This window comes from Yersinia sp. KBS0713, assembly GCF_005937895.2.
GTDB lineage: Bacteria > Pseudomonadota > Gammaproteobacteria > Enterobacterales > Enterobacteriaceae > Yersinia > Yersinia bercovieri.
The window spans coordinates 1570767-1593337 of sequence record NZ_CP042173.1 but is presented as its reverse complement, the minus strand read 5'-3'; the positions used below and the strand labels follow the sequence as shown (position 1 = coordinate 1593337).

Below are 22571 nucleotides of genomic sequence, written 5' to 3'. Positions count from 1 at the left end.
TCAGCAAATCTGAACTAATATTGCTAAATACCCCATTCGGGTTAGCCATCAGTAGAAAATCGCCCTACAATAGACCTACTTATATTATGGGATAGATTTATCGCTATTGGATAAGTTTTTATTGGCAGATTATCTGGCATCTTAGCTATTAGTGCATTTGATCCGTCTGTTTCACCAATAATTATTAGATAATTTACAGTGGGTGCAATTATGAGCAAAAAACAGACTGGCTTCGTGAAACGACGCCGGTGGGGATGGTTATGGATACTGCTGATCGGCATCATTATAGGTGCGGCGTTATTGGCAGGTACTGCTACTGTCCTCCATAAAACCAGCGACACCGCGTTCTGCGTCTCCTGCCACACCATGCAACAGCCCTTGGCTGAATATCAGGGAAGTGTCCACTTTCAAAATACCAAAGGCATCCGTGCTGAATGTGCTGACTGTCATGTACCCCATGAGCCACTGGACTATTTATGGACCAAAATCCGCGCGGTGAAAGATATCTACGGTGAAATGGCTGGCACTATTGATACACCAGAGAAATATGAAGCTCATAAACTTGCCATGGCCCAATCGGTCTGGAAGACACTGAAAGAGAGTGATTCCGCCACCTGCCGCTCATGCCACAGTTTTGATGCCATGGATATCACTGGGCAAAGTGCTGAAGCGCGCATTCAGCATCCTGTGGCGATTAAAAAAGGTGAAACCTGCATCGACTGCCATAAAGGTGTCGCCCACATCCTGCCGGATATGAGTGAAGTAACCCAAGCGGGTGCTGCTGAACTGGCAACCGCCGCCGCGCAAACTCCCGCCAGTGCCACCACGCTCTATACCATCGCTACTGAGCCGTTCTTTATGAACGCCAGTGATAGCCATAACGCCGGTAATCTGATGCCATCGACCCAAGTTGAAGTGCTGAAACAGCAAGGTGATCAGGTGTTGGTGGATGTTAAAGGCTGGCAGCAAGATGGCGTAGCAGAGGTATTCTATGCCGCCCAGGGCAAGCGCATCCTGAGTGTTTTACTGGGTGACGACGCGCAAAAAGCACTGAAAACCCTTAGCACCCAGACAGACCCGGAAACCCAACTGGTGTGGCATCAGGTCGCGCTTCAGGTGTGGTTATCGAAGAAGCAACTGGTTGATGATCAACAGAAAATATGGCGCTATGCCGCCGATATGATGTCAGCCAACTGCACCGGCTGCCACGGCTTGACGGCGCTGGATCGCTTCAACGCGAACCAATGGATTGGGGTAATCAAAGGCATGGCACCACGCACCTCCCTGACGCAGGAACAGCTGCGCGTGATGACCCAGTACGTACAAAAACATGCCAGTGATATGCCGGCCAAGCTGTAAATAAGAGGCGAAAATGACTAAATACCAAATACAACCTTTACAAATGAGCCGCCGTCGCTTCTTACTGGGCAGCAGTGCCTTGGCAGTTTTACCACTGGTTGGCGGCCTGTGGCCTAAATCCGCATTAGCACAAGCCATCAGTCAAGCTTTACCTCAGTTTCTGGCGCTGCGTCAGGCGCAAAAAGGGATTCTGACTGGCGCGCATTGGGGCGCATTTGAAGCCATCGTCGAGAATGGCCGCATGGTCGCTGTTCAGCCGGTCAAAGATGACCCTTGGCCGAATGAGTTGATCACCATGGCCCCGTATCAGGTACATGCCGATAACCGCATAAAATATCCGATGGTGCGAAAAAGCTGGTTGGAGGGCGGCCCCGGCAGCCATACCGAGCTGCGTGGCCGCGATGAGTGGGTGCGGGTTAGTTGGGATAAAGCTACCGAATTGGTGTGCAATGAGATTGTACGTGTGCAGAAAGATCACGGCCCGCAGGCGCTGTACGCCGGTTCTTATGGCTGGAAAAGTGTCGGTATGCTGCACAACAGTCGCACCCTGCTACAGCGGCTAATGAATCTCAGTGGCGGCTTCCTCGGCTATGCCGGCGACTACTCCACCGGGGCTGCACAGGTGATTATGACCCACGTGATGGGGTCGATGGAGGTTTACGAGCAGCAAACCGCCTGGCCGAATGTGGTTGATAACAGCGAACTGGTGATCCTGTGGGGCTGTAACCCGATGATCACCTTGAAAAATAGCTGGAATATCCCCGACCATGTGGGCCAAACCGGTTTTGAGGCGCTGAAGAAAAAAGGCACCAAAGTCATCAGTATTGACCCGGTGCATAATGACAGCGCCAAATTTACCAATGCACAATGGATCGCCCCGCGCCCTTATACCGACAGCGCCATGCTGATTGGCATTGCCCACACCTTATTGACTGAGAAGTTGCATAATCCCGACTTTATCAAAACCTATACTATCGGTTTTGACAAATTCCAGACCTATCTGTTGGGGGAAGCTGACGGCCAGCCGAAGACAGCAGAGTGGGCAGCAGATATCAGTGGCGTGGATGCCGATGTACTGCGCCAACTGGCGCGAGATATGGCGAAACAGCGCACCATGATCATGGGCGGCTGGGGGATTCAGCGCCAGCACCATGGTGAACAGCAGCACTGGCTGCTGGTGACAGTCGCGGCAATGCTCGGCCAAATTGGCCTGCCGGGCGGTGGTTTTGGTTTCAGCTATCACTACTCCTCCGGCGGTAGCCCGACCGCGAAAGGCGGCATCTTGCCGGGGATCTCTGCCGGTAAGGCGCCGAAGAATTCACCGACGCCGATCCCGGTGGCACGCATTGCCGAATGTTTGGCTAATCCGGGGAAAACCATTGATTTCAATGGCACTAAAGTGACCTATCCGGATGTCAAAATGGTCTATGTGGCGGGTGGTAACACCTTCCATCAGCATCAGGACACCAATAATCTGGTGAAAGCCTGGCAGCACCCAGAAACCATCGTGGTGAACGAACCCTACTGGACCGCCACCGCGAAGCACGCGGATATTGTGCTGCCCGCCACCACCAGTTATGAACGTAACGATCTGGAGATGGGCGGCGACTATTCGCAGCTTTATGTCTTCCCGATGCACCAGTGTGTGCCGCCACAACATGAGTCCCGCAGCGATTTTGATATCTTCGCCGCAATGGCGACCCGTTTGGGGGTGATTGATGCCTTTACCGAGGGCAAAGATGAAACCCAGTGGTTGAAATCGATGTATGACGATATGAAATCTCAGGCCCGTACTGCGCGGGTGGCGCTGCCGCCGTTTGATATGTTCTGGGAGTCAAACAACTATATTCGCTTCCCGATCCCCGAGGCGAATAAGCAGTGGGTCCGGTTCGCTGACTATCGTGAAAATCCGTTGCTCAATCCGCTCGGCACGCCGTCCGGCAAGATTGAGATCTACTCCGATACCATCGCCAAAATGGATTATGCCGATTGTCAGGGAATTCCGACCTGGATGCCACCACACGAGTGGTATCGCGGCGTAGAGGCGAAGAAATATCCGCTGTCACTGAATACCGCACATCCGATTAACCGACTGCATTCGCAGTTAGATAACACGCCGCTACGTGAAAAATATGCGGTTGCCGATCGGGAGGCGATACTGATCAGCCCGCAAGATGCCAGCGCACGCCAGATTGTGAATGGTGATTTGGTGCGGGCGTTTAATGATCGCGGGCAGATATTGGTGGGTGCAGTGGTATCAGAGGATGTGCGGCCAGGCGTGGTACGGATCAGTGAAGGTGCATGGTTTGACCCCGCCGAGCCGTCAGTGCCGGGTTCCATCTGTAAAAATGGCAATATCAACTGTCTGACTTTCGATATCGGCTCTTCCAGTCTGGCGCAGGGTAACTGTGGGCAGATGGCGCAGCTTGAGATTGAGAAGTACAGCGGGCCGGTACTAAAAAATACCGCTCATAGTGTGCCCATTGGGGCATAGAGGATAGGTGGGCCAAGGGTTGACCGCACCTACGGGCACTCCGGCGGCTTACGCCGCTTACGACCCGAACGGCACGTTTCCCTTTGGTTCAGCTTTATCAGCCGTTTAGGAGGGCAATAGTGATATCGCCCTCCTATTCATTAAGGCGCAGTATCGGCTTCTAGCTTAATCAAATAGACCAGCGCTTGTTCGCGGGTGTCAAAACACATCTCCCGCAGTGCTTGCAGGCTGGCACAAACCGCGGGGCGAGCTGGGGAGTGAAAAATACCACAGCGCATCTGATCATCTAAATGCAGGCAACGGGTGTTAGCGGGTTTGCCGAGTGGCATACCGGGGATCGGGCTGGAAATAGAAGGAGCAATACAGCAGGCACCGCAATCTGAGCGACACTCCATCAGCAGGCTCCTGTAGGCTGGTGGAATAAGAGCGGACAATAACAATCGCCCCGCAGAACTACCAGTACTATTCTTAAACAGCCGCTGAATAGCCGATCCAGCCCACGAATATCCCTTTCTGTCGCGCTTTACTCTCACGGGCTTATCATTCAACTCAACCCAGGCTGGGTGATATAGAGATAGCGCCCCCCTTGAACCAAACTAATCACTGGCTAATTAATCAGCACAAGAATATTCAGCTGTTTACAGTTTCATGTGCATCTTGTACCATTGAGCTAGTACAAAAGAACTATTCACCCTATTAGCTATTATTTCCAACGTAATTGGTGTTGCAGGTAGGCTGCCAGTAAATGCAGCGAACACACCTGCAATTTCAAGTACGAAGAGAATTTGGAGTTGTATGTCGATGGAATCATCCCAACCTTTGTCACGACCTTCCGTCCTTGGCGGCGCGATGATTGTCGCCGGAACCGCCGTGGGCGCGGGTATGTTCTCAATCCCAATCGTGACTGCGGGGGTGTGGTTCAGCGGATCAGTCATACTGCTGATTTATACTTGGGCCTGTATGCTGATTTCCGGCCTGATGATTCTGGAAGCGAACCTGAATTACCCTACCGGGGCCAGTTTTCACACCATGGTGCAAGATCTGCTGGGTAAAGTTTGGAGCTCAATCAATGGGCTGTCGATCACCTTTGTGCTCTACATTCTGACCTACGCCTATATCTCTGCCGGTGGTTCCATTATCTCCCACACCCTGCAAAATGTGACCGGAGTTGGCCAGACCACGGCGGGCTTTATCTTTGCCATATTGGTAGCATTTATTGTTTGGCTATCCACCCGTGCCGTGGATCGTCTGAGTACGATATTAATCGGCGGAATGGTTATCACCTTTGTTATGTCAGTCGGTGATATGTTTGACCATGTGGAAAGCGCGGTTTTGTTCAATCAAACCGACAGTAGCGCCAGTTATTTGCCCTATGCGTTGGCGGCCCTGCCCTATTTACTAACCTCATTTGGCTACCACGGCAATGTGCCGGGGCTGGTGAAGTACTACCAGAAAGAGAGCAAAGCCGTGGTGCAGAGCCTGTTGTTCGGCACACTGATCGCGTTGGTGATTTATGTGCTGTGGCAGTATGCCATTCAGGGCAATATCGCTCGGGATGCATTCAAACAAGTGATTGCCGACGGCGGGAATATTGGCAGCTTGCTAAAACAGATGGATGCGGTTGCTACCCGCCAGCTCACCAGCCAGTTACTCAACGCCTTCTCTTATATGGCACTGGCTAGCTCATTCTTGGGGGTATCTCTTGGTTTGTTCGATTACATTGCTGATTTCTTTAAGTTTTCTGATGATCGCAATGGGCGCACCAAATCAGCGTTAGTCACTTTTGTCCCCCCCACCATCGGTGCCCTGCTGTTCCCTAATGGCTTCTTATATGCGATTGGCTTCGCCGGTTTAGCCGCCACCATTTGGGCGGTTATCGTACCCGCACTGATGGCGCGCGCCAGCCGTCGACGCTTTCCACAAGCAACTTATCGTGCTCCGGGTGGGCGCTTTATGATCGGCTTTATTATCCTGTTTGGCTTGGTTAATGCGGTGGCGCATATTGCGGCATTATTGGGGCTGCTACCGGTGTATGCTTGAGGTCGATTTTGTGGTGAAAATATCACTCTTTTTTGCGCTAGCAGCTTGCCTGAATCACGCGGCACGAGTAACTTGTCGCAACTTATCTTCAATCCTGATTGGCGGTTAATAAATGGCAAGAGCTAACGAAATCAAACGTGGTATGGCAGTCAACCTCAACGGCAAATTACTGCTGGTGAAAGATATTGATGTGCAAAGCCCAAGCGCTCGCGGCGCAAGTACGCTGTATAAAATGCGTTTTTCTGACGTGCGTACCGGTTTAAAAGTTGAAGAGCGTTTTAAGGGTGATGAGATCCTCGATACCATCACTCTCACCCGCCGCTCAGTGAATTTCTCTTACATCGATGGCGACGAATACGTCTTTATGGATGATGAAGATTACACGCCATACAACTTCAAAAAAGAGCAGATCGAAGATGAGCTGCTGTTTATTCCTGAAGGCGGTATGCCGGGTATGCAAGTGTTAACCATGGACGGCCAATTGCTGGCGTTAGAGTTGCCACAAACCGTTGATATGGAAATTGTTGAGACCGCGCCGAGTATCAAAGGCGCATCAGCCAGTGCCCGTAACAAACCGGCAGTGATGAGCACCGGCCTATCTATTCAGGTGCCTGAATATATCAGCCCAGGTGAGAAAATCCGCATTCATATTGCGGAGCGCCGTTATATGGGGCGCGCAGACTAATACTCTCATCTGGATATAAGGGCCAGAAAACCGGCCCTTAACTGTTTTATCCCCAATCCATACCCTATAGATTTCAAGGTGCAGGAAGGTGGTAAACAAAATAATCCCGACGAGCTTACATCAGTAAGTGATTCGGGTTGTTGAGCGCAACCAACACACCTGCAACTTGAAAGATGACAGGTATATTACTTCAGCTCAGGGAAGAAGGCTCTTTTCAGCGCCAGCTCTACGCCCCGCACTTCAGCCAACCCTTTTAAGCGGCCAATAGCCGAGTAGCCTGGATTGGTTTTCTTATGTAAATCATCCAACATCTGGTGACCATGATCTGGTCGCATTGGGATCGGACGCATATCTCCCGCAGCTTGACGACGTTGCTCTTCAGTTAAAATCGCTTTAACCACCGAGTACATGTCAACATCGCCTTGCAGATGGCCGCCTTCATGGAAAGTTTTTGGATTCCCTTCGCGGCATGTTGAACGCAAATGGGTAAAGTGAATGCGATCGCCAAAGGTTTCGATCATTTTCACCAAATCATTATCAGCACGCACGCCATAAGAGCCGGTGCACATGGTAAAACCATTATGAATGCTATCGACGGTCTCTTTTAGCCACTGCATATCTTCGATGGTTGAAACAATACGCGGCAGGCCAAGAATTGGACGCGGTGGATCATCCGGATGTACTGCCATCCGCAAGCCAACTTGTTCCGCAACCGGAATAATAGCACGCAAGAAATAAGCCATGTTTTCACGCAGTTGCGCTTTATCGATGCCATCATACTCAGCCAGGCGCGCGCGGAATTGATCCAGCGTATAACCCTCTTCAGCCCCTGGCAGCCCGGCAATAATATTGCCGGTCAGTTTGGCGATATCCGCCTCAGACATGGCATCGAAATAGTCTGCCGCTTGCGCCTGCTCTTCTGTCGTGTAGTCATTGACGGCACCTGGGCGTTTCAGAATATGCAGTTCGAAGGTGGCGAAAGCTATCTGATCAAAACGCAATGCTTTGGAGCCATCTGGTAATTGATACTCCAGATCCGTGCGTGTCCAGTCCAGCACTGGCATAAAGTTGTAGCACACGGTATCAATACCACAGGCGGCAAGATTACGCAGCGTTTGTTGATAATTTTCAATGTGTTGCTGATAGTTACCGCTGTGCGTTTTGATCTCTTCGTGAATAGGTACACTTTCTACCACCGACCATACCAAGCCTTTAGCCGCTAATTCAGCCTGGCGTTGTTTGATTTCACTCACCGGCCAGACTTCGCCATTCGGAATATGATGCAGTGCAGTCACTACTCCGGTTGCGCCAGCCTGACGGATATCATCTAACGACACCGGATCATTCGGGCCATACCAACGCCATGTTTGTTCCATTTATTTTTTACCTTCTGCGTATGCGTAAACTGTTCAGGTGCTAAAAATGTTGTTATACCGATTTCCAATAGGTATCACTCAGCTTTATCCTTACTCTTTAGCCGCCGAGTGTCAAAAAGCAAAACCTCATTGGTTGATCCAACTCACGAATATTACCAATATTGGACTTACCAATTTTATTTTCTGTCATATGGCTTTACACTGCAAGCCGATATTCATGGCAACAAGCAAAAGAAAATGGTCGGTATGGTGTGGCTCTTTTCCTACGAACAGCCAACTAAAACTGGTCTAACAACTTTTTTATTTGCCACCTTTTATGTCAGCCCTTGGTGATGATCGGGGGTGAATGATTTTGGAGCCACGTATGAACACCATTGCCAACAGCACACTTCCCGCCAGCGTACAACTGCCCACTTATGATAGAAGGGCACTGAAAAGCCGTATTGTTCACATCGGTTTTGGCGCATTTCATCGTGCCCATCAGGCGCTTCTCACTGACCGGGTACTGAATCAGCAAGGGGGGGACTGGGGCATTTGTGAAGTCAGCCTGTTTGGTGGCGACGTACTGATTCAAAATTTACGCCAACAAGATCACCTCTTCTCGGTACTGGAAAAAGGCGCGCAAGGGAATCAGGCCATTGTTGTCGGCTCCGTCTGCGAGTCGGTGCATGCTCGACTGGATGGCATTATTCAGGTGTTGGAAAAATTAGCCGAGCCACAAGTGGCTATCGTTTCATTGACCATCACTGAAAAAGGTTACTGCATTGAACCGGGTACTGGCCAACTGGATCTGCAAAATGAGTTTGTCCGCGCAGACCTGGCAATACCTGATGCCCCGACCTCTGCGCCGGGTATCTTGGTTGAGGCGCTACGACTGCGCCGCTTACGTGGTCTGCCACCATTTACCGTACTCTCTTGCGATAACATTCCGGAAAACGGCCATGTTGTCAAAAATGCGGTGCTAGGCCTGGCGACAGCTCGTGACCCAGAACTGGCCAGTTGGATCAGCCAAAATGTTACCTTCCCTAATACCATGGTTGACCGCATTGTTCCTGCGGCTACCGCTGAGACATTGCAGGAAATCGCCGATACATTGAGCGTAGCTGACCCTTGCGGTATTGCCTGTGAGCCGTTCATTCAATGGGTGGTTGAGGACAAATTTGTCTCTGGCCGTCCTGATTGGCAAGCGGCTGGCGTACAGCTGGTCGATGATGTTTTACCATTTGAGGAGATGAAACTGCGCATGCTGAACGGCAGCCATTCATATCTCTCATATCTGGGTTATCTGGCAGGTTATCAGCACATTAATGATTGTATGGCGGACGATAACTATCGTTTGACCGCGCGTCGCTTGATGATGGATGAACAAGCGCCAACCCTACGTGTTACTGGCGTTGACCTTAATGCCTACGCAGACCAATTGATCGAGCGTTACTGCAATCCGGCGCTAAAACACCGCACCTGGCAGATTGCCATGGATGGTAGCCAGAAGCTGCCACAGCGGATGCTGGACTCCGTACGTTGGCACTTACAGCATGGCGGAACCTATCGTTGTCTGGCGTTGGGTATTGCTGGTTGGATGCGCTATGTCAGTGGCGTGGATGATAGCGGCCAAGCGATTGATATCCGTGACCCTATGGCTGACAGCTTTAGACAGTGTGTCGCCACCAGTGAAGAGGGGGTTGCTCGCGTACAAAGTTTACTGTCGCTGAAATCGCTGTTTGGTGAATTCTTGCCGCAGCAGCCAGAATTTGTTCAGGCGGTCACGGACGCTTATCTCAGCTTGCAACAATTTGGCGCGAAAGAGAGTGTAAAACGGTTGGCACAGCAGGCTTAATTTGACGGCCAAATAACAGTATTTGGCCCATATTCTGCCCAAAGTGGTGGGAGTTGCAGGGAGGTAGCAAGCGCCCCCTGCGACTTCAGAGGCGAAGGGCGTGATCACTCTTCAAGCTGATACGGCGTCGACTCAAATAGATAGCCGTCGAAGTCCGGATGGTCCGCATCTGAAATCTCCAACAACTTCAGTTTTACATTTTCTAAATGTTGCCACATGGCTTGCTTAGCCGCTTTACTGTCACGGCGCAACACCGCTTGCAGGATTTTCTGATGGTCTTCCAGCCATTGCCAGCGATAGCTGAAATCAAGCGTATGGCTGTGAGCACCCTGCCACATCGCGCTGGTTTTCCGCGCTTGCCAGGCCTCTGCCACCATATTGGCGAGCACGCTATTTTGTGTCGATTGCGCTAACAGACAATGAAACAGCTCATCAGCGCTCTCATCCACCGCTCCGGCCGCCAATGCCGTTTTTTCCTGCTCGATGGCCTGACGCATTTTGATGATATCGGCCTTGGTGGCCTGCATGGCAGCAAAAGCGGCGACTTCACTTTCCAGCAATTGGCGGGCTTGCAGCAGTTCAAAGGGGCCGTAACCACTGTCGGCTGACACAGCGGACTCACCTTCAGCTAGCAGATCAGGCACATTAACCACGTAAACACCGGAGCCTTTGCGCACCTCGACCAACTTCTCCAGCTCCAGCATGATCAGCGCTTCACGCACCACACTGCGGCTAACACTAAAGTTTTCAGCGATATCACGTTCTGGGGGTAAACGATCGCCCAAATGGTATTTCCCGCTGACAATCGCCGCTCGCAACTGACTGCCCACTTCCTGATATAACCGCATAACCTTATTTCCTGCATCACGCTGTTAGCATAACTATGCCAAATTGGCCTGACCAAAGGGCCTCTGAATAGTGATCAGTATACCATGTGGCCAAACAGCATCATGAGATTTATCACGGTTTATCGATGTGATAAACCGTGTTTTCATCCAACTAGGAATATTATTAGCAGAAATATTAAAGGTAAGTGACAGTCATAATTCCCAAGCTACGCTGCGGGTTCAGCCATTCCATACGAGAAGAGGCTAAATTACCGGGCAACTGAGAAATCAAAGGCATATTACTTGAAAGAGTTTGTCGATGAGTCACTGTTTCACCATTACGATAACAGCTTGTTGTCATCGTTTGATTCACTACTGCAGTATTACATGGGCTATCTACAATGGCTCCGTAAAACGTGATTGTGCCTGAAACAGACAGGTTAGATTGCGCACTACTTGCAGGAAAAGAGATTATCCATGAAAACACTATTGCTAAGATAATTAGTACCCGACAATTTCTCATAACCACCTCGACTCTCATATCTGTCATTTTAAAGATAGAGGATTTCAAGCAAAGCAATGGAAATGATAGAGCATTATTTATTACCCTACTCGGCCTATAACTCACTAGAATACCTCGAAGAAGTGAATTATATTTCGTATCGGTGTATAACTATTAGGCGGGACTCCTACCTTTCCTAGGAAATATTCTCCATTTGCGCTTTTTTCGTTTAATAATAAGTTTACTCGGTGTTATATCCTTTGCTCATCAGAACCTTGAAAACAACCCTCACCTTGATATCTTATTGAGAAAAAATTTAATATCAGAGGCCCCCATATGACAAAAACAAACTTGATTACTGGCTTTTTGGGCTGCGGCAAAACCACCACAATTCGCCATTTGCTGTCACAGAAGCCAGAAGATGAAAAATGGGCGGTTTTGGTGAATGAATTTGGTGAAATTGGTATTGATGGTGCGCTACTCGCAGACAGCGGAGCGGTATTGAAAGAGATACCGGGCGGCTGCATGTGTTGCGTTAATGGATTACCAATGCAAGTGGGCTTGAATATGCTGCTGCAACAGGCCAAACCAGATCGATTATTAATTGAGCCTACAGGATTGGGCCATCCCAAACAGATATTATCATTATTAACTTCCGATACTTATCTGCCATGGATTGATCTGCGTGCAACTCTCTGCCTATTAGATGCCCGCCAACTGAATGAGCCTCGTTACACGGAGAATGAGAATTTCCGTGACCAGTTGTCCGCCGCAGATATTATCGTGGCAAACAAACAAGATACCTATAGCGCAGCAGATTATGCCGCACTACAGCAATGGCATGATCGACAGCCCGTAGCACGCCCACTCTATTATGCTGAACAGGGGAAAATTGATATTGCCCTGCTCGATACACCACACAGTAATAGTGATGAATTGCCCGACGGTGCGCATCATCACAGTACAGTGCGACAAAAAGGGCTGGCCGCCTTGAGCTTAAAAGGGAGTGAGCCTTGGCGTCGGGCGCTCAATCAGGGTCAAGGTTATCTGAGTTGTGGTTGGGTATTTAATGCAGATACTCTGTTTGATACGGTTCCACTTTTGGAGTGGGTGCGATTAAATCCGGTAGAACGTGTCAAAGGGGTTATGCGTATTGCCGAAGGTACATTGGTGATTAATCGCCAAGGTGCTGACCTGCAAATAGAAACCCGCCCAATACCGCCGCTGGATAGCCGAATTGAACTGATCAGCGCAACAGAAGCAGATTGGAACAAATTACAGCATGAATTACTGAATATTCGATTAGATAACGGGGTATAATGCGCCCCGTTTTTATTAGTTACACAATTCGTACATTGACAATCTATAGGCCGCCGCATGACCCGTCGTCATTTACCGACAATATTACTACTCAACTTACTCGGGATTGCTCTATTTTTATCCTGGTATATCCCTGTGAACCACGGTTATTGGTTTAAAATAGATTCAGCAATATTCTTCTATTTTAACCAGCACCTGCTCTCCAGCCCTTCATTCCTGCATTTGGTCGCGATCACCAATAACCGCGCTTTCGATGTTATTTCGCTGATGTGTATGGGGGTGCTTTATCTTTACTTCTATATGAAGGAGACACCTGCTGGCCGCCGCCGTCTTATTGTCACGGGGGTTGTTATGTTGTTGACCGCGGTTGTCCTTAACCAATTAGGTCATCTGCTACCGGTTTCGCATCCTAGCCCGACACTATTTTTTGAAAATATCAATCGTGTCAGCGAGTTAACGGGTATCCCAACCAAAGATGCCTCAAGTGACAGCTTCCCCGGCGACCATGGCATGATGTTGATGATTTTTGCCTGCTTTATGCTGCGCTACTTTTCTCGCGGGGCCTTCGCCATTGCTTTACTGATTGTGGTTATTTTCTCACTGCCTCGAGTGATGATTGGCGCACATTGGTTTACTGATATTGCTGTCGGCTCGCTCTCAGTGGTACTGGTTGGTATAAGTTGGATATTACTGACGCCATTAAGCGATAAGATAATTAATGCCATCAACCGCCACTTGCCTGGGGCAACAACTCGATAGCCCGCACCTGCGCTTTATTGAGGCAAAACAGTCTATTTTTTGCCTCTCCCCTCATTAATGCTTCCACTCGATTATTATCACCAAATGGTTACAAATTCAGCTATTCCTCTTTAATATAAAACCTTACATTATGTTACATTAACATTTAGTAAAATAATGGTTATAAAAGCTCTCGCCTTTTATTAATCATTACGGTAATCTCAAAAACGTTTGTGCTCGGATATCCGTATTTTCACCGCTGTCCTGATTAATATTGTGCGTTCCTGCACATTTATTCGGTTAAGTGATTGTCTCATCGGACCACAACCAATAATCTCGATTCGTTTGGCAATTTTGGTAGCGACATCCGTCGTAAGGACAGCAAGGGAAAACAACAACAATGGTCAAGTCTCAACCTATTATGAGATATATTCTGCGGGTAATTCCTGCGGTTGCAGCAGCGGTAATGTTATCCGCGTGTAGTTCACCACAGACTTCGAACTTACATAATTCGCAAACTGAGATGCGTGCAGTTAATGACAAAGATGGGCTTTTACTGCAAGCCTCTCAGGATGAATTCGAAGCAATGGTGCGCAACGTTGACGTCAAGTCGAAGATTTTAGAACAGTATGCAGGGTGGAAAGGGGTTCGTTATCGTTTAGGCGGTAGCACCAAACGCGGGATTGATTGTTCCGCATTTGTACAAACCACTTTCCGTGAACAATTTGGTATGGATTTGCCGCGCTCAACCTCTGAGCAGCAGGATCTCGGTAAAAAAATCCAACGGACTAAATTGCGCCCCGGTGATTTGGTGCTGTTTCGTGCAGGATCGACTGGTCGCCATGTAGGTATCTATCTAGGTAACGATAAATTTGTTCATGCATCGACCAGTGTCGGTGTGACAATATCGAGCCTAAATGAAGATTATTGGAATAAGCGTTATCGCGATGGGCGCCGAGTACTAAGTAGCGGTTCGCGCAGCTAGCACATTTTTATTCCTGTTGTCCGAGATACCAAACGAAATGCTAAAACGCTGCCACTGGCAGCGTTTTTTATTGCCTGATACTCAATATTCCCACCTCTAACCCTATTTCCGATCAGATTGTAGGAAATCTCTTTTTTTATTGAAAACAGCGAAATTCAAGAATTATCTGTGTAAAATGCGCATCTCTTAACCAAGACGTTTCTGGCATAAAGGCATATCTACCAACGATTATCCTTTATAAGAATATGTAAATTGCATTAATAAGCTGAAAATTTGTTTTACTGAAATATATCAATGAATGTCCATTTCACTTATTTGATGCATCTAATGGGCATCTTTTCTTTATATTGGATTAGCTTGAAATTCAATTTGATAAGCTAATTAATGTCGATAACGCTCATTGGCAAACCGGTAGCGCGACGTTACTAACTTATTTATACTCATACCACTTTATCAAACATGCTGAGGGGCGGCGTCACATGGGTTCAAGCAGTGCTTTCTCACGCAATATTCTATCCAGACGCCATCTTGTAAAAAAAAGTGTCATTCTTGCCCTCTGTTTCTTTATTTGTTTTGTCATTATTACGCTGTCATTACTTTATCGCAGCAGCGAACGTAAATTAACAACACAAAGTGATCACATTATCTCCTACTCGTCTCAGTTCCTGAATGAACTGACAACAACCATGTCTCAGCTTATACCTCTGAGCACGAAGAGTTGTGAGCAAGCCAGTTCCGCTCTTCACTATCGTGCTGCATTTACTAATGGTGTCAGAGCATTCTTATTGGTGAAAGACGATATTGCTTATTGCTCTTCAGCGACCGGTGCGATGCATGTACCGGCCACTGTGCTATATCCCAAAATTAATTTATCCCAGCCGATAGATTTTGAGATTCAGCAAGGCACGCCCATGATGCCAAGCAAACCCGCAATTGGTGTTTGGTTGCGAGAAGCTGGTCGCGGTAATACCGGCGTATTGGCTACGCTCGAATTAGCCCTACATCCCTATTTGTTGCTAAATTATTCAGATAATCAAGTGAATGGGTTAGCCATTATTATCGATGAATTAGCGGTAACCACTTTTAACTCTAAAGTAATACCCATCAGCCAGTTACCTGCCAGGAGCGCCCGTGAGGTGCAATTACCCGGTTACCCGATTAAGATATTAATTTACCATACTAGCCTGACTGCTGATGATATTCGTATGACCTTATTAGGCGGGCTGTTACTTGCCGCTCTGGTCGGGATTTTGGCTTATTATATTTTAATTGCCAGCCAAAGTGCTGAAGCTGAAATTTTGCGTGGTATCCGCCGTGGTGAATTCTTTGTTGAGTATCAGCCGGCATTTCGTTCACATGATCGCACAATATCAGGTCTGGAAGCACTTATTCGCTGGCAGCACCCTATTGAAGGGCGAATTTCACCAGATCTCTTTATTCCCTATGCAGAAGCTCAGCATCTGATACAACCACTGACTCGGCACTTATTTGAGTTAATTCTCAGGGATTGTGAGTTAATGGCAGACCACATTCCGGCCGGTACTAAGCTTGCTTTTAATATTTCCCCAGTCCATCTGGCGGATGACCAGTTCCGCAAAGATGTCTCCCACCTATTGCAGCAATTAAATACCGATATCTTTGCGCCGGTATTCGAGATAACTGAGCGGGGCATGGTTGAAGAGGAGTTAGCCATTAAGCAATTTGCGTGGCTGCATTCACAGGGCGTACAAATTGCAGTCGATGACTTTGGCACTGGCCATAGCGCGCTAATCTATTTAGAACGTTTTACTTTAGATTATATTAAAATTGATCGCGGATTTGTCAGCACTATCTGTGTTAATACTGTGGCGGCACCAGTATTAGATGCAGTATTAATGTTAGCTAAGAAGCTGAATATTGAGACCGTCGCCGAGGGGGTTGAGACCGAACAACAACTCCACTATTTGGTACAGCACAATGTTAACTACCTACAAGGTTATTTACTGAGCAAACCATTGTCTGTTGAAGATTTAATTACATTTTGTCATAAGCAAAATGGCTAATAAAAACTAGCCCACAAGCTATAAGCGCGACAGCCCCCCATTGTGTCGCCGCCGATAAGCTGACCCAGGTCAGTGATTCGGGGGACAAATCTGCCGGGAGCAGATTTGAACGCTGCGGGCAGCGGCGAGACCCATCCATGGGCCTCGTAATGAGCATCGCCCACACTGCTGAAGTTTAAAGTCCGCTAGATATTATTGGCTTAATGTTTGCTTTACGCCCCTGCAAACTGGTAATTTCGTTTAAGATTATTACTATCTGAATGGAATGCAGGAGATCACCACTAATATGTTGTTACGCCTATTTGCTGCCTTGGCGCTTTCTGCCCTGAGTTTCGGTCTACAGGCTGAAACTATTAAAGAGGGTGCTTCTTTTGCCATACTGGGCGAACCTAAGTATTCATCAGATTTTAGCCATTTCGATTACGTTAATCCGGCGGCCCCCAAGGGGGGTAATATTACCTTAGCCACCATTGGCACCTTTGATAACTTCAACCGCTATGCCTTACGCGGCAACGCGGCAATCCGGACGGAGAGGTTATATGATTCGCTATTTAGCACCTCAGACGATGAGATTGGTAGCTATTATCCGCTAATTGCAGAGTCAGCGCGTTATGCCCCTGATTTCCACTGGATTGAAGTTGATATCAATCCCCGCGCTCGTTTTCATGATGACACCCCGATTACCGCGCAGGATGTCGCATTTACATTCAATAAATTCATGACCGAAGGCGTGCCGCAATTTCGCATCATCTATAAAGATGTGCAGGTCAAAGCCATTTCCAACCTGACCGTGCGTTTTGAATTCCCCGAGCCCAATAAAGATAAAATGCTGGGCCTGTTTGGCTTGCCGGTCATGCCCGAACACTTCTGGAAAGAGCATAAATTGAGTGACCCGCTGAGTAAACCGCCGGTCAGCAGCGGCCCCTACCGCATTGGCAAATATAAGATGGGGCAATTTATTACCTATGAGCGGGTGCGAAATTACTGGGCCGCTAACTTACCGGTCAATCGTGGCCAGCATAATTTTGACACCATCCGTTATGACTACTATTTAGACGACAAAGTCGCGCTGGAGGCATTTAAAGCTGGCGCCTTTGATTTCCGCGAAGAGAGCTCACCGAAAAGCTGGGCGACCCAATATGTGGGCGGCAACTTTGCAAAAAACTATATTATCAAGCAGGATATTGTCGATAACTCCGCACAAAATACCCGCTGGCTGGCATTTAATGTCCAACGCCCTATTTTTAGCGATCGACGGGTTCGCCAGGCGCTGACACTGGCTTTTGATTTTGACTGGATGAATAAAGCTTTTTATTTCAACAGCTATCAGCGCACCAATAGCTTCTTCCAGAATACCGAATATGCGGCAACAGGTTATCCGGACAGCGCAGAGCTGGCTTGGTTAGCCCCACTCAAAGGCAAAATACCGCCAGAAGTCTTCAACCAAATTTATCAGCCGCCGCAAACCGATGGCAGCGGCGATGCACGGGATAATCTGTTAAAAGCGCGCGAGTTACTGGCCCAAGCGGGCTGGGAAGTCAAAAATCAGCAGTTGGTCAACAGTAAAACCGGCAAACCTTTTGAGTTTGAATTGCTGCTACTCAGTGGCAGCAACTTCCAATATGTTCAGCCGTTCAAACATAATTTGCTGCGTTTGGGCATTACCATGACAGTCCGCGAGGTTGACAGCTCTCAGTTTGTTAACCGCCTGCGCAGCCGGGATTACGACATGATCCCCACCGTTTACGGGGCGATGCCCTACCCTAGCCCCAATCTGCGCATATTGTGGAGCTCGGCTTATGTCGACTCCACCTATAACGCCTCTGGCATTAAAGATCCGGCTATTGATCAGTTAATTGAATTGATAGTCAAACATCAGGAGCAACCGGAAGCCTTGCTATCTCTGGGTCGCGCCCTTGACCGGGTGTTAATCTGGAACCAGTTGATGATCCCGATGTGGTACTCCAACCATAGCCGCTTTGCTTATTGGGATAAGTTCTCAATGCCTGCACAACGCCCCACCTATTCGCTAGGATTTGATAGCTGGTGGTTTGATGTCAACAAGGCAGCTCGTCTGCCAACAGAACGCCAATAGGGGGCTGCTGTGGGCGCATACTTGTTACGGCGGCTATTGCTGATCATTCCCACCTTGTGGGCGATTATTACTATCAACTTTTTTATCGTGCAGATTGCACCCGGCGGGCCTGTTGATCAGGCCATCGCCAATATTGAGCTGGGCCACAACAGCGGCTATAGCGCCGGTGGCGGTGATGGTGGATTGGGTGGCGCAAAGGTCGGGCTAAATGCGGCACAAGTGGGTGACAGCAACTATCGCGGCTCACGCGGGTTAGATCCGGAAGTGATTGCTGAAATCAAGCAGCGCTTTGGTTTTGATAAACCGCTGCACCAGCGCTATTTCGATATGCTGTGGAGCTACATGCGCTTTGATTTTGGCGACAGCCTGTTCCGTGGCGAATCAGTGATGTCATTGATTAAGCATAGTTTGCCGGTTTCTATTTCACTTGGGCTATGGAGCACGCTGATTATCTATCTGGTATCCATTCCCTTGGGGATTAGAAAAGCGGTGCGCAACGGTAGCGCCTTTGATAACTGGAGCAGCGCCTTAATTATTGTCGGCTACGCTATCCCTTCGTTTTTATTCGCTATTTTACTGGTGGTGCTGTTCTCTGGCGGTAGCTATTTCGATCTGTTCCCATTACGCGGGCTGACCTCCAGTAACTGGGATACACTGCCGTGGTATGGCAAAATTACCGACTATTTATGGCATATCACCTTGCCGGTATTGGCAACCGTGATTGGCGGCTTCGCCACCTTGACGATGCTGACTAAAAACTCCTTCCTCGATGAGATCCGCAAGCAGTATGTGGTGACAGCCAGGGCCAAAGGGCTGCCGGAGGAGAAGATCCTGTATCGCCATGTGTTCCGCAATGCCATGTTGCTGGTGATCGCCGGTTTCCCGGCTACCTTTATCAGCATGTTTTTCACCGGCTCACTGTTGATTGAAGTGATGTTTTCCCTGAATGGTCTAGGGCTGCTGGGCTATGAGGCGACCCTACAGCGGGATTATCCGGTGATGTTTGGCACTCTTTATATTTTCACTCTGATTGGTTTACTGCTAAATATCATTAGCGATATCACCTATACCCTGGTTGACCCACGGATTGATTTTGAGGGTCGCCACTAATGATAAAATTAAGTGCAATTAATCAGGCCCGTTGGGCGCGCTTTCGCCAAAATCGTCGTGGTTACTGGTCACTGTGGATCTTCCTGACACTCTTTATTATTAGTTTATTTGCCGAGCTGATAGCCAATGACAAGCCGCTGCTGGTGAACTATCAGGGCAAGATCTACCTGCCCTTTATGGTCAACTACAGTGAATCCACCTTTGGCGGAATTTTAACCACTGCCGCAGATTACCAAGACCCCTATGTGCTTGACCGAATTAAAAATAATGGTTGGGCTATTTGGGCACCTATTCGTTTTAGTAATAACACCATCAATTTTGCCACGGAAGTCCCCTTCCCTTCGCCACCCAGTCGTACCAACTTATTAGGCACTGATAGTACCGGCGGTGATGTATTGACCAAAGTTATTTATGGATTCCGCATTTCACTGTTATTTGGCCTGACGCTGACCCTATTCTCCAGCGTGATAGGTATCTGTGCTGGGGCCATTCAAGGCTATTACGGCGGCAGAGTCGACTTATGGGGTCAGCGATTTATTGAGGTCTGGTCGGGGATGCCGACACTGTTTTTAGTCATTTTACTCTCCAGCATCGTGCAGCCCAATTTCTGGTGGCTACTCGCCATCACAGTGCTATTCGGCTGGATGGGGTTAGTAGGGGTGGTGCGGGCCGAGTTCCTGCGCACCCGTAATTATGACTATATCCGTGCAGCACGGGCCATGGGCGTGCGTGACCGGACGATTATGTCGCGTCATATGTTGCCCAATGCGATGGTGGCAACACTGACCTTCCTGCCCTTTATTTTATGTGGATCAATCACCACCCTGACCTCACTCGACTTCCTCGGTTTTGGTTTACCCATGGGGTCGCCATCCTTGGGCGGGCTGTTATTGGAGGGCAAAAATAACCTTCAAGCGCCATGGCTTGGCATCACGGCATTTCTGGTATTGGCCGTGCTGTTATCTCTATTGATCTTTATTGGCGAAGCAGTACGTGACGCCTTTGACCCCAGTAAGGTGTACTGATATGGCGACCTCTCCACTCCTGGATATTCAAAACCTCAGTGTGGCATTTCGCCAGGCGGGCGTTGACCGTGAAGTGGTCAGCGCGCTCTCATTGCAGGTCAATAGCGGTGAAACAGTAGCGTTAGTCGGGGAGTCTGGCTCCGGCAAGAGTGTTACCGCGTTGTCGGTATTGCGCTTACTGCCCTCGCCACCGGTGGTCTATCCTGCTGGCGATATTCTGTTTGCTGGCCAATCACTACTCCATGCCGATGAACCCACACTGCGTGGTATTCGCGGCAATCAGATCGCCATGATTTTTCAAGAGCCAATGGTGTCACTCAACCCGCTGCACACCATCGAGAAGCAGTTAGCCGAAGTGCTGTCACTGCATCGCGGTATGCGTCAGGAGGCGGCCAGAGCGGAAATTATTCAGTGTCTCGACCGCGTCGGTATTCGTCATGCCAAAGGTCGATTAGCTGATTTCCCGCATCAGCTCTCCGGGGGCGAGCGTCAGCGAGTGATGATTGCCATGGCGGTATTGACCCAACCCAAATTACTGATTGCCGATGAACCCACCACCGCACTGGATGTCTCGGTACAGGCGCAAATTTTGAGTTTGCTGAAAGAGTTAAAGCAAGAGATGGGCATGAGTCTGCTGTTTATCACTCATAACCTGAATATTGTCCGCCGACTGGCAGATAACGTAGCCGTGATGCGGGAAGGGCGTATTGTAGAGCACAATAGCCGTCAGGCGCTGTTCAGTGCGCCACAGCACCCCTACACTCGCCAGCTACTGGATGCCGAGCCACAGGGCGACCCCTTGCCCCTCGCAGCAGGTCTTGCGCCACTGCTTGAGGTCAAAGGGCTGCAAGTGGCGTTCCCCATCAAACGTGGCTTGCTACGCCGGACAGTCGATCACCACTATGCGCTAAAAGATCTCAGTTTTGAGCTAAAACCGGGAGAAAGTCTGGGATTGGTCGGGGAGTCGGGATCAGGGAAAAGCACCACCGGGCTGGCGCTGTTACGCTTACTGCCATCAAAAGGTGAGATTTGGTTTAACGGGCAACCGCTGCACAGTTTTACCTCAAAACAGATGCTGCCCTATCGCAGCCGCATTCAGGTGGTGTTCCAAGACCCCTATTCAGCGCTCAACCCGCGCTTGAATGTTCAGCAGATCATCGCTGAAGGGCTAGAAGTTCATCAGAAACTCAGTGCCATACACCGTGAACAGCGGGTGATTAAGGCCATGGAAGAGGTGGGTCTGGATCCGGTGAGCCGCTATCGTTACCCGACTGAATTCTCCGGTGGGCAGCGCCAGCGCATCGCTATTGCACGGGCATTAATCCTGCAACCTCAATTGCTTATCTTAGATGAGCCAACCTCGTCGCTGGATAAATCGGTACAGGCACAGATTCTGGCCCTACTCAAATCCCTCCAGCAGCGTTACCAGCTTAGCTACCTGTTTATCAGCCATGACTTACAAGTCGTGCGCTCGCTTTGCCATCAGGTGATTGTGTTGAAGCAGGGGGAAGTGGTGGAGCAAGGTGACTGTCAGACGATATTTGCCGCGCCAAAACAGCAATATACACAGCAGCTGCTACAATTCGCTGATTAATGACGCAGACATAAAAAAGTGCCAGCATAGCGGACTGACCATATCATCGATGAATACATAGGGCCGACGAATAGCGCCGATGAACGCTTAATCACGTATCAGAAGGGGTAAAGTGCCGTCATGGTCTCGGCGATGGCGACACCGACATCTTTCAGGCGACACATAGTCGCACTCTCATCCTGCCGATGAACGAAGAGGCAAGGCTCACCTTCCCACTCAACAATTGCGGAGTCCACTTGTATCTCTTGAAGCGAGAGATGGAGCCGCTGCATGATAATCTGCGCATGTTTACCATCGTGGCTGAGCAATTTCAGCCCCATTAGGTTATTTTGGGTATCGTCTATCGCCGTCAGTGGTATCGGCTCAACATTGACCCCGATAAACCCAGATAACCAACGGTAACTTTGCGGCAGACGATGTACTACCGAAAGTTGGATATTATTCACGTGTTTTTCCTAGTCAAAATAAAAATTCAAAAATTACAAAGGCACCACGATGACTCACACTCACTAAAGTTATAGCCGCTAAGTTGCCATTGTGCC

Annotated in this window: 18 protein-coding genes; 13 read left to right on the top strand and 5 right to left on the bottom strand. The window is 48.9% G+C overall.

What is annotated here, in order from left to right; translation table 11 throughout:
• The first annotated feature begins 210 nt into the window (after positions 1-210).
• Both FFE93_RS07525 and torA read left to right on the top strand, forming a co-directional pair.
• Complete coding sequence (locus tag FFE93_RS07525; protein ID WP_138775000.1) at positions 211-1359, top strand: NapC/NirT family cytochrome c; 1149 nt, start codon at positions 211-213, stop codon at positions 1357-1359.
• Between the two features lie 13 nt (positions 1360-1372).
• A complete protein-coding gene (torA, locus tag FFE93_RS07520) occupies positions 1373-3853 on the top strand; it encodes a trimethylamine-N-oxide reductase TorA (protein ID WP_138774999.1) in 2481 nt (826 codons plus the stop codon).
• A 140-nt stretch (positions 3854-3993) separates the two neighbouring features.
• On the opposite strand, the gene FFE93_RS07515 is transcribed toward torA, so the two are convergent.
• Positions 3994-4248, bottom strand: coding sequence for a YkgJ family cysteine cluster protein (locus FFE93_RS07515; RefSeq protein WP_005274490.1), 255 nt, complete (start codon positions 4246-4248; stop codon positions 3994-3996).
• A gap of 400 nt (positions 4249-4648) precedes the next feature.
• Between FFE93_RS07515 and mtr the strand changes: the two genes are divergently transcribed.
• Complete coding sequence (gene mtr, locus FFE93_RS07510; RefSeq protein WP_138774998.1) at positions 4649-5893, top strand: tryptophan permease; 1245 nt, start codon at positions 4649-4651, stop codon at positions 5891-5893.
• 112 nt (positions 5894-6005) lie between these two features.
• On the top strand, positions 6006-6578 hold the full coding sequence (yeiP, locus tag FFE93_RS07505; protein WP_005274485.1) for an elongation factor P-like protein YeiP: 573 nt from the start codon (positions 6006-6008) through the stop codon (positions 6576-6578).
• Positions 6579-6763: 185 nt separating this feature from the next.
• Here yeiP and uxuA read toward each other — a convergent pair whose 3' ends face one another.
• Positions 6764-7954 carry a mannonate dehydratase gene (uxuA, locus tag FFE93_RS07500; RefSeq protein WP_005274482.1) on the bottom strand — a complete coding sequence of 397 codons (1191 nt, stop codon included), beginning with the start codon at positions 7952-7954 and terminating at the stop codon, positions 6764-6766.
• 364 nt (positions 7955-8318) lie between these two features.
• Here uxuA and FFE93_RS07490 point away from each other — a divergent pair, with 364 nt between their 5' ends.
• Positions 8319-9791 (top strand): mannitol dehydrogenase family protein, encoded by a 1473-nt coding sequence (locus tag FFE93_RS07490; RefSeq protein WP_138774997.1) that lies wholly within the window; start codon positions 8319-8321, stop codon positions 9789-9791.
• 104 nt (positions 9792-9895) lie between these two features.
• On the opposite strand, the gene FFE93_RS07485 is transcribed toward FFE93_RS07490, so the two are convergent.
• On the bottom strand, positions 9896-10639 hold the full coding sequence (locus FFE93_RS07485; RefSeq protein WP_049601514.1) for a GntR family transcriptional regulator: 744 nt from the start codon (positions 10637-10639) through the stop codon (positions 9896-9898).
• 175 nt (positions 10640-10814) lie between these two features.
• Positions 10815-11141 (bottom strand): hypothetical protein, encoded by a 327-nt coding sequence (locus FFE93_RS21840; protein ID WP_032897951.1) that lies wholly within the window; start codon positions 11139-11141, stop codon positions 10815-10817.
• A gap of 315 nt (positions 11142-11456) precedes the next feature.
• Between FFE93_RS21840 and FFE93_RS07475 the strand changes: the two genes are divergently transcribed.
• The 8 genes from FFE93_RS07475 to yejF all read left to right on the top strand — a co-directional run bounded on the left by FFE93_RS07475 (position 11457) and on the right by yejF (position 22029).
• Positions 11457-12440, top strand: a complete 984-nt coding sequence (locus FFE93_RS07475; protein ID WP_057648460.1) for a CobW family GTP-binding protein — start codon at positions 11457-11459, stop codon at positions 12438-12440.
• 57 nt (positions 12441-12497) lie between these two features.
• Positions 12498-13199, top strand: coding sequence for a phosphatase PAP2 family protein (locus FFE93_RS07470; RefSeq protein WP_005274465.1), 702 nt, complete (start codon positions 12498-12500; stop codon positions 13197-13199).
• A gap of 379 nt (positions 13200-13578) precedes the next feature.
• Positions 13579-14163, top strand: a complete 585-nt coding sequence (gene mepS, locus FFE93_RS07465) for a bifunctional murein DD-endopeptidase/murein LD-carboxypeptidase (protein WP_019209417.1) — start codon at positions 13579-13581, stop codon at positions 14161-14163.
• A 479-nt stretch (positions 14164-14642) separates the two neighbouring features.
• Positions 14643-16205, top strand: coding sequence for a cyclic di-GMP phosphodiesterase (locus FFE93_RS07460; protein WP_005274461.1), 1563 nt, complete (start codon positions 14643-14645; stop codon positions 16203-16205).
• 286 nt (positions 16206-16491) lie between these two features.
• Positions 16492-18300: an extracellular solute-binding protein gene (locus tag FFE93_RS07455; protein ID WP_032897939.1), complete on the top strand. Its 1809-nt coding sequence runs from the start codon at positions 16492-16494 to the stop codon at positions 18298-18300.
• 9 nt (positions 18301-18309) lie between these two features.
• Complete coding sequence (locus tag FFE93_RS07450) at positions 18310-19410, top strand: microcin C ABC transporter permease YejB (RefSeq protein ID WP_005274454.1); 1101 nt, start codon at positions 18310-18312, stop codon at positions 19408-19410.
• Entirely contained in the window at positions 19410-20435 is a 1026-nt protein-coding gene (locus tag FFE93_RS07445) for an ABC transporter permease (protein WP_032897938.1), read from the top strand. Before FFE93_RS07450 ends, FFE93_RS07445 begins: the two co-directional genes overlap by 1 nt.
• Position 20436: 1 nt before the next feature.
• Positions 20437-22029, top strand: a complete 1593-nt coding sequence (gene yejF, locus FFE93_RS07440) for a microcin C ABC transporter ATP-binding protein YejF (protein WP_005274451.1) — start codon at positions 20437-20439, stop codon at positions 22027-22029.
• A gap of 98 nt (positions 22030-22127) precedes the next feature.
• Here the strand turns inward: yejF and FFE93_RS07435 are convergent, their stop codons facing one another.
• Entirely contained in the window at positions 22128-22475 is a 348-nt protein-coding gene (locus tag FFE93_RS07435; protein ID WP_005274448.1) for a YejG family protein, read from the bottom strand.
• Positions 22476-22571 lie beyond the last annotated feature (96 nt).

What these genes read in the sequence shown, in the direction of transcription:
- FFE93_RS07525 (WP_138775000.1), top strand. Translation starts at nt 211, where the DNA reads ATGAGCAAAAAACAGACTGGCTTCGTGAAACGACGCCGGTGGGGATGG.
- torA (WP_138774999.1), top strand. Translation starts at nt 1,373, where the DNA reads ATGACTAAATACCAAATACAACCTTTACAAATGAGCCGCCGTCGCTTC.
- FFE93_RS07515 (WP_005274490.1), bottom strand. Translation starts at nt 4,248, where the DNA reads ATGGAGTGTCGCTCAGATTGCGGTGCCTGCTGTATTGCTCCTTCTATT.
- mtr (WP_138774998.1), top strand. Translation starts at nt 4,649, where the DNA reads ATGTCGATGGAATCATCCCAACCTTTGTCACGACCTTCCGTCCTTGGC.
- yeiP (WP_005274485.1), top strand. Translation starts at nt 6,006, where the DNA reads ATGGCAAGAGCTAACGAAATCAAACGTGGTATGGCAGTCAACCTCAAC.
- uxuA (WP_005274482.1), bottom strand. Translation starts at nt 7,954, where the DNA reads ATGGAACAAACATGGCGTTGGTATGGCCCGAATGATCCGGTGTCGTTA.
- FFE93_RS07490 (WP_138774997.1), top strand. Translation starts at nt 8,319, where the DNA reads ATGAACACCATTGCCAACAGCACACTTCCCGCCAGCGTACAACTGCCC.
- FFE93_RS07485 (WP_049601514.1), bottom strand. Translation starts at nt 10,639, where the DNA reads ATGCGGTTATATCAGGAAGTGGGCAGTCAGTTGCGAGCGGCGATTGTC.
- FFE93_RS21840 (WP_032897951.1), bottom strand. Translation starts at nt 11,141, where the DNA reads ATGAGAAATTGTCGGGTACTAATTATCTTAGCAATAGTGTTTTCATGG.
- FFE93_RS07475 (WP_057648460.1), top strand. Translation starts at nt 11,457, where the DNA reads ATGACAAAAACAAACTTGATTACTGGCTTTTTGGGCTGCGGCAAAACC.
- FFE93_RS07470 (WP_005274465.1), top strand. Translation starts at nt 12,498, where the DNA reads ATGACCCGTCGTCATTTACCGACAATATTACTACTCAACTTACTCGGG.
- mepS (WP_019209417.1), top strand. Translation starts at nt 13,579, where the DNA reads ATGGTCAAGTCTCAACCTATTATGAGATATATTCTGCGGGTAATTCCT.
- FFE93_RS07460 (WP_005274461.1), top strand. Translation starts at nt 14,643, where the DNA reads ATGGGTTCAAGCAGTGCTTTCTCACGCAATATTCTATCCAGACGCCAT.
- FFE93_RS07455 (WP_032897939.1), top strand. Translation starts at nt 16,492, where the DNA reads ATGTTGTTACGCCTATTTGCTGCCTTGGCGCTTTCTGCCCTGAGTTTC.
- FFE93_RS07445 (WP_032897938.1), top strand. Translation starts at nt 19,410, where the DNA reads ATGATAAAATTAAGTGCAATTAATCAGGCCCGTTGGGCGCGCTTTCGC.
- yejF (WP_005274451.1), top strand. Translation starts at nt 20,437, where the DNA reads ATGGCGACCTCTCCACTCCTGGATATTCAAAACCTCAGTGTGGCATTT.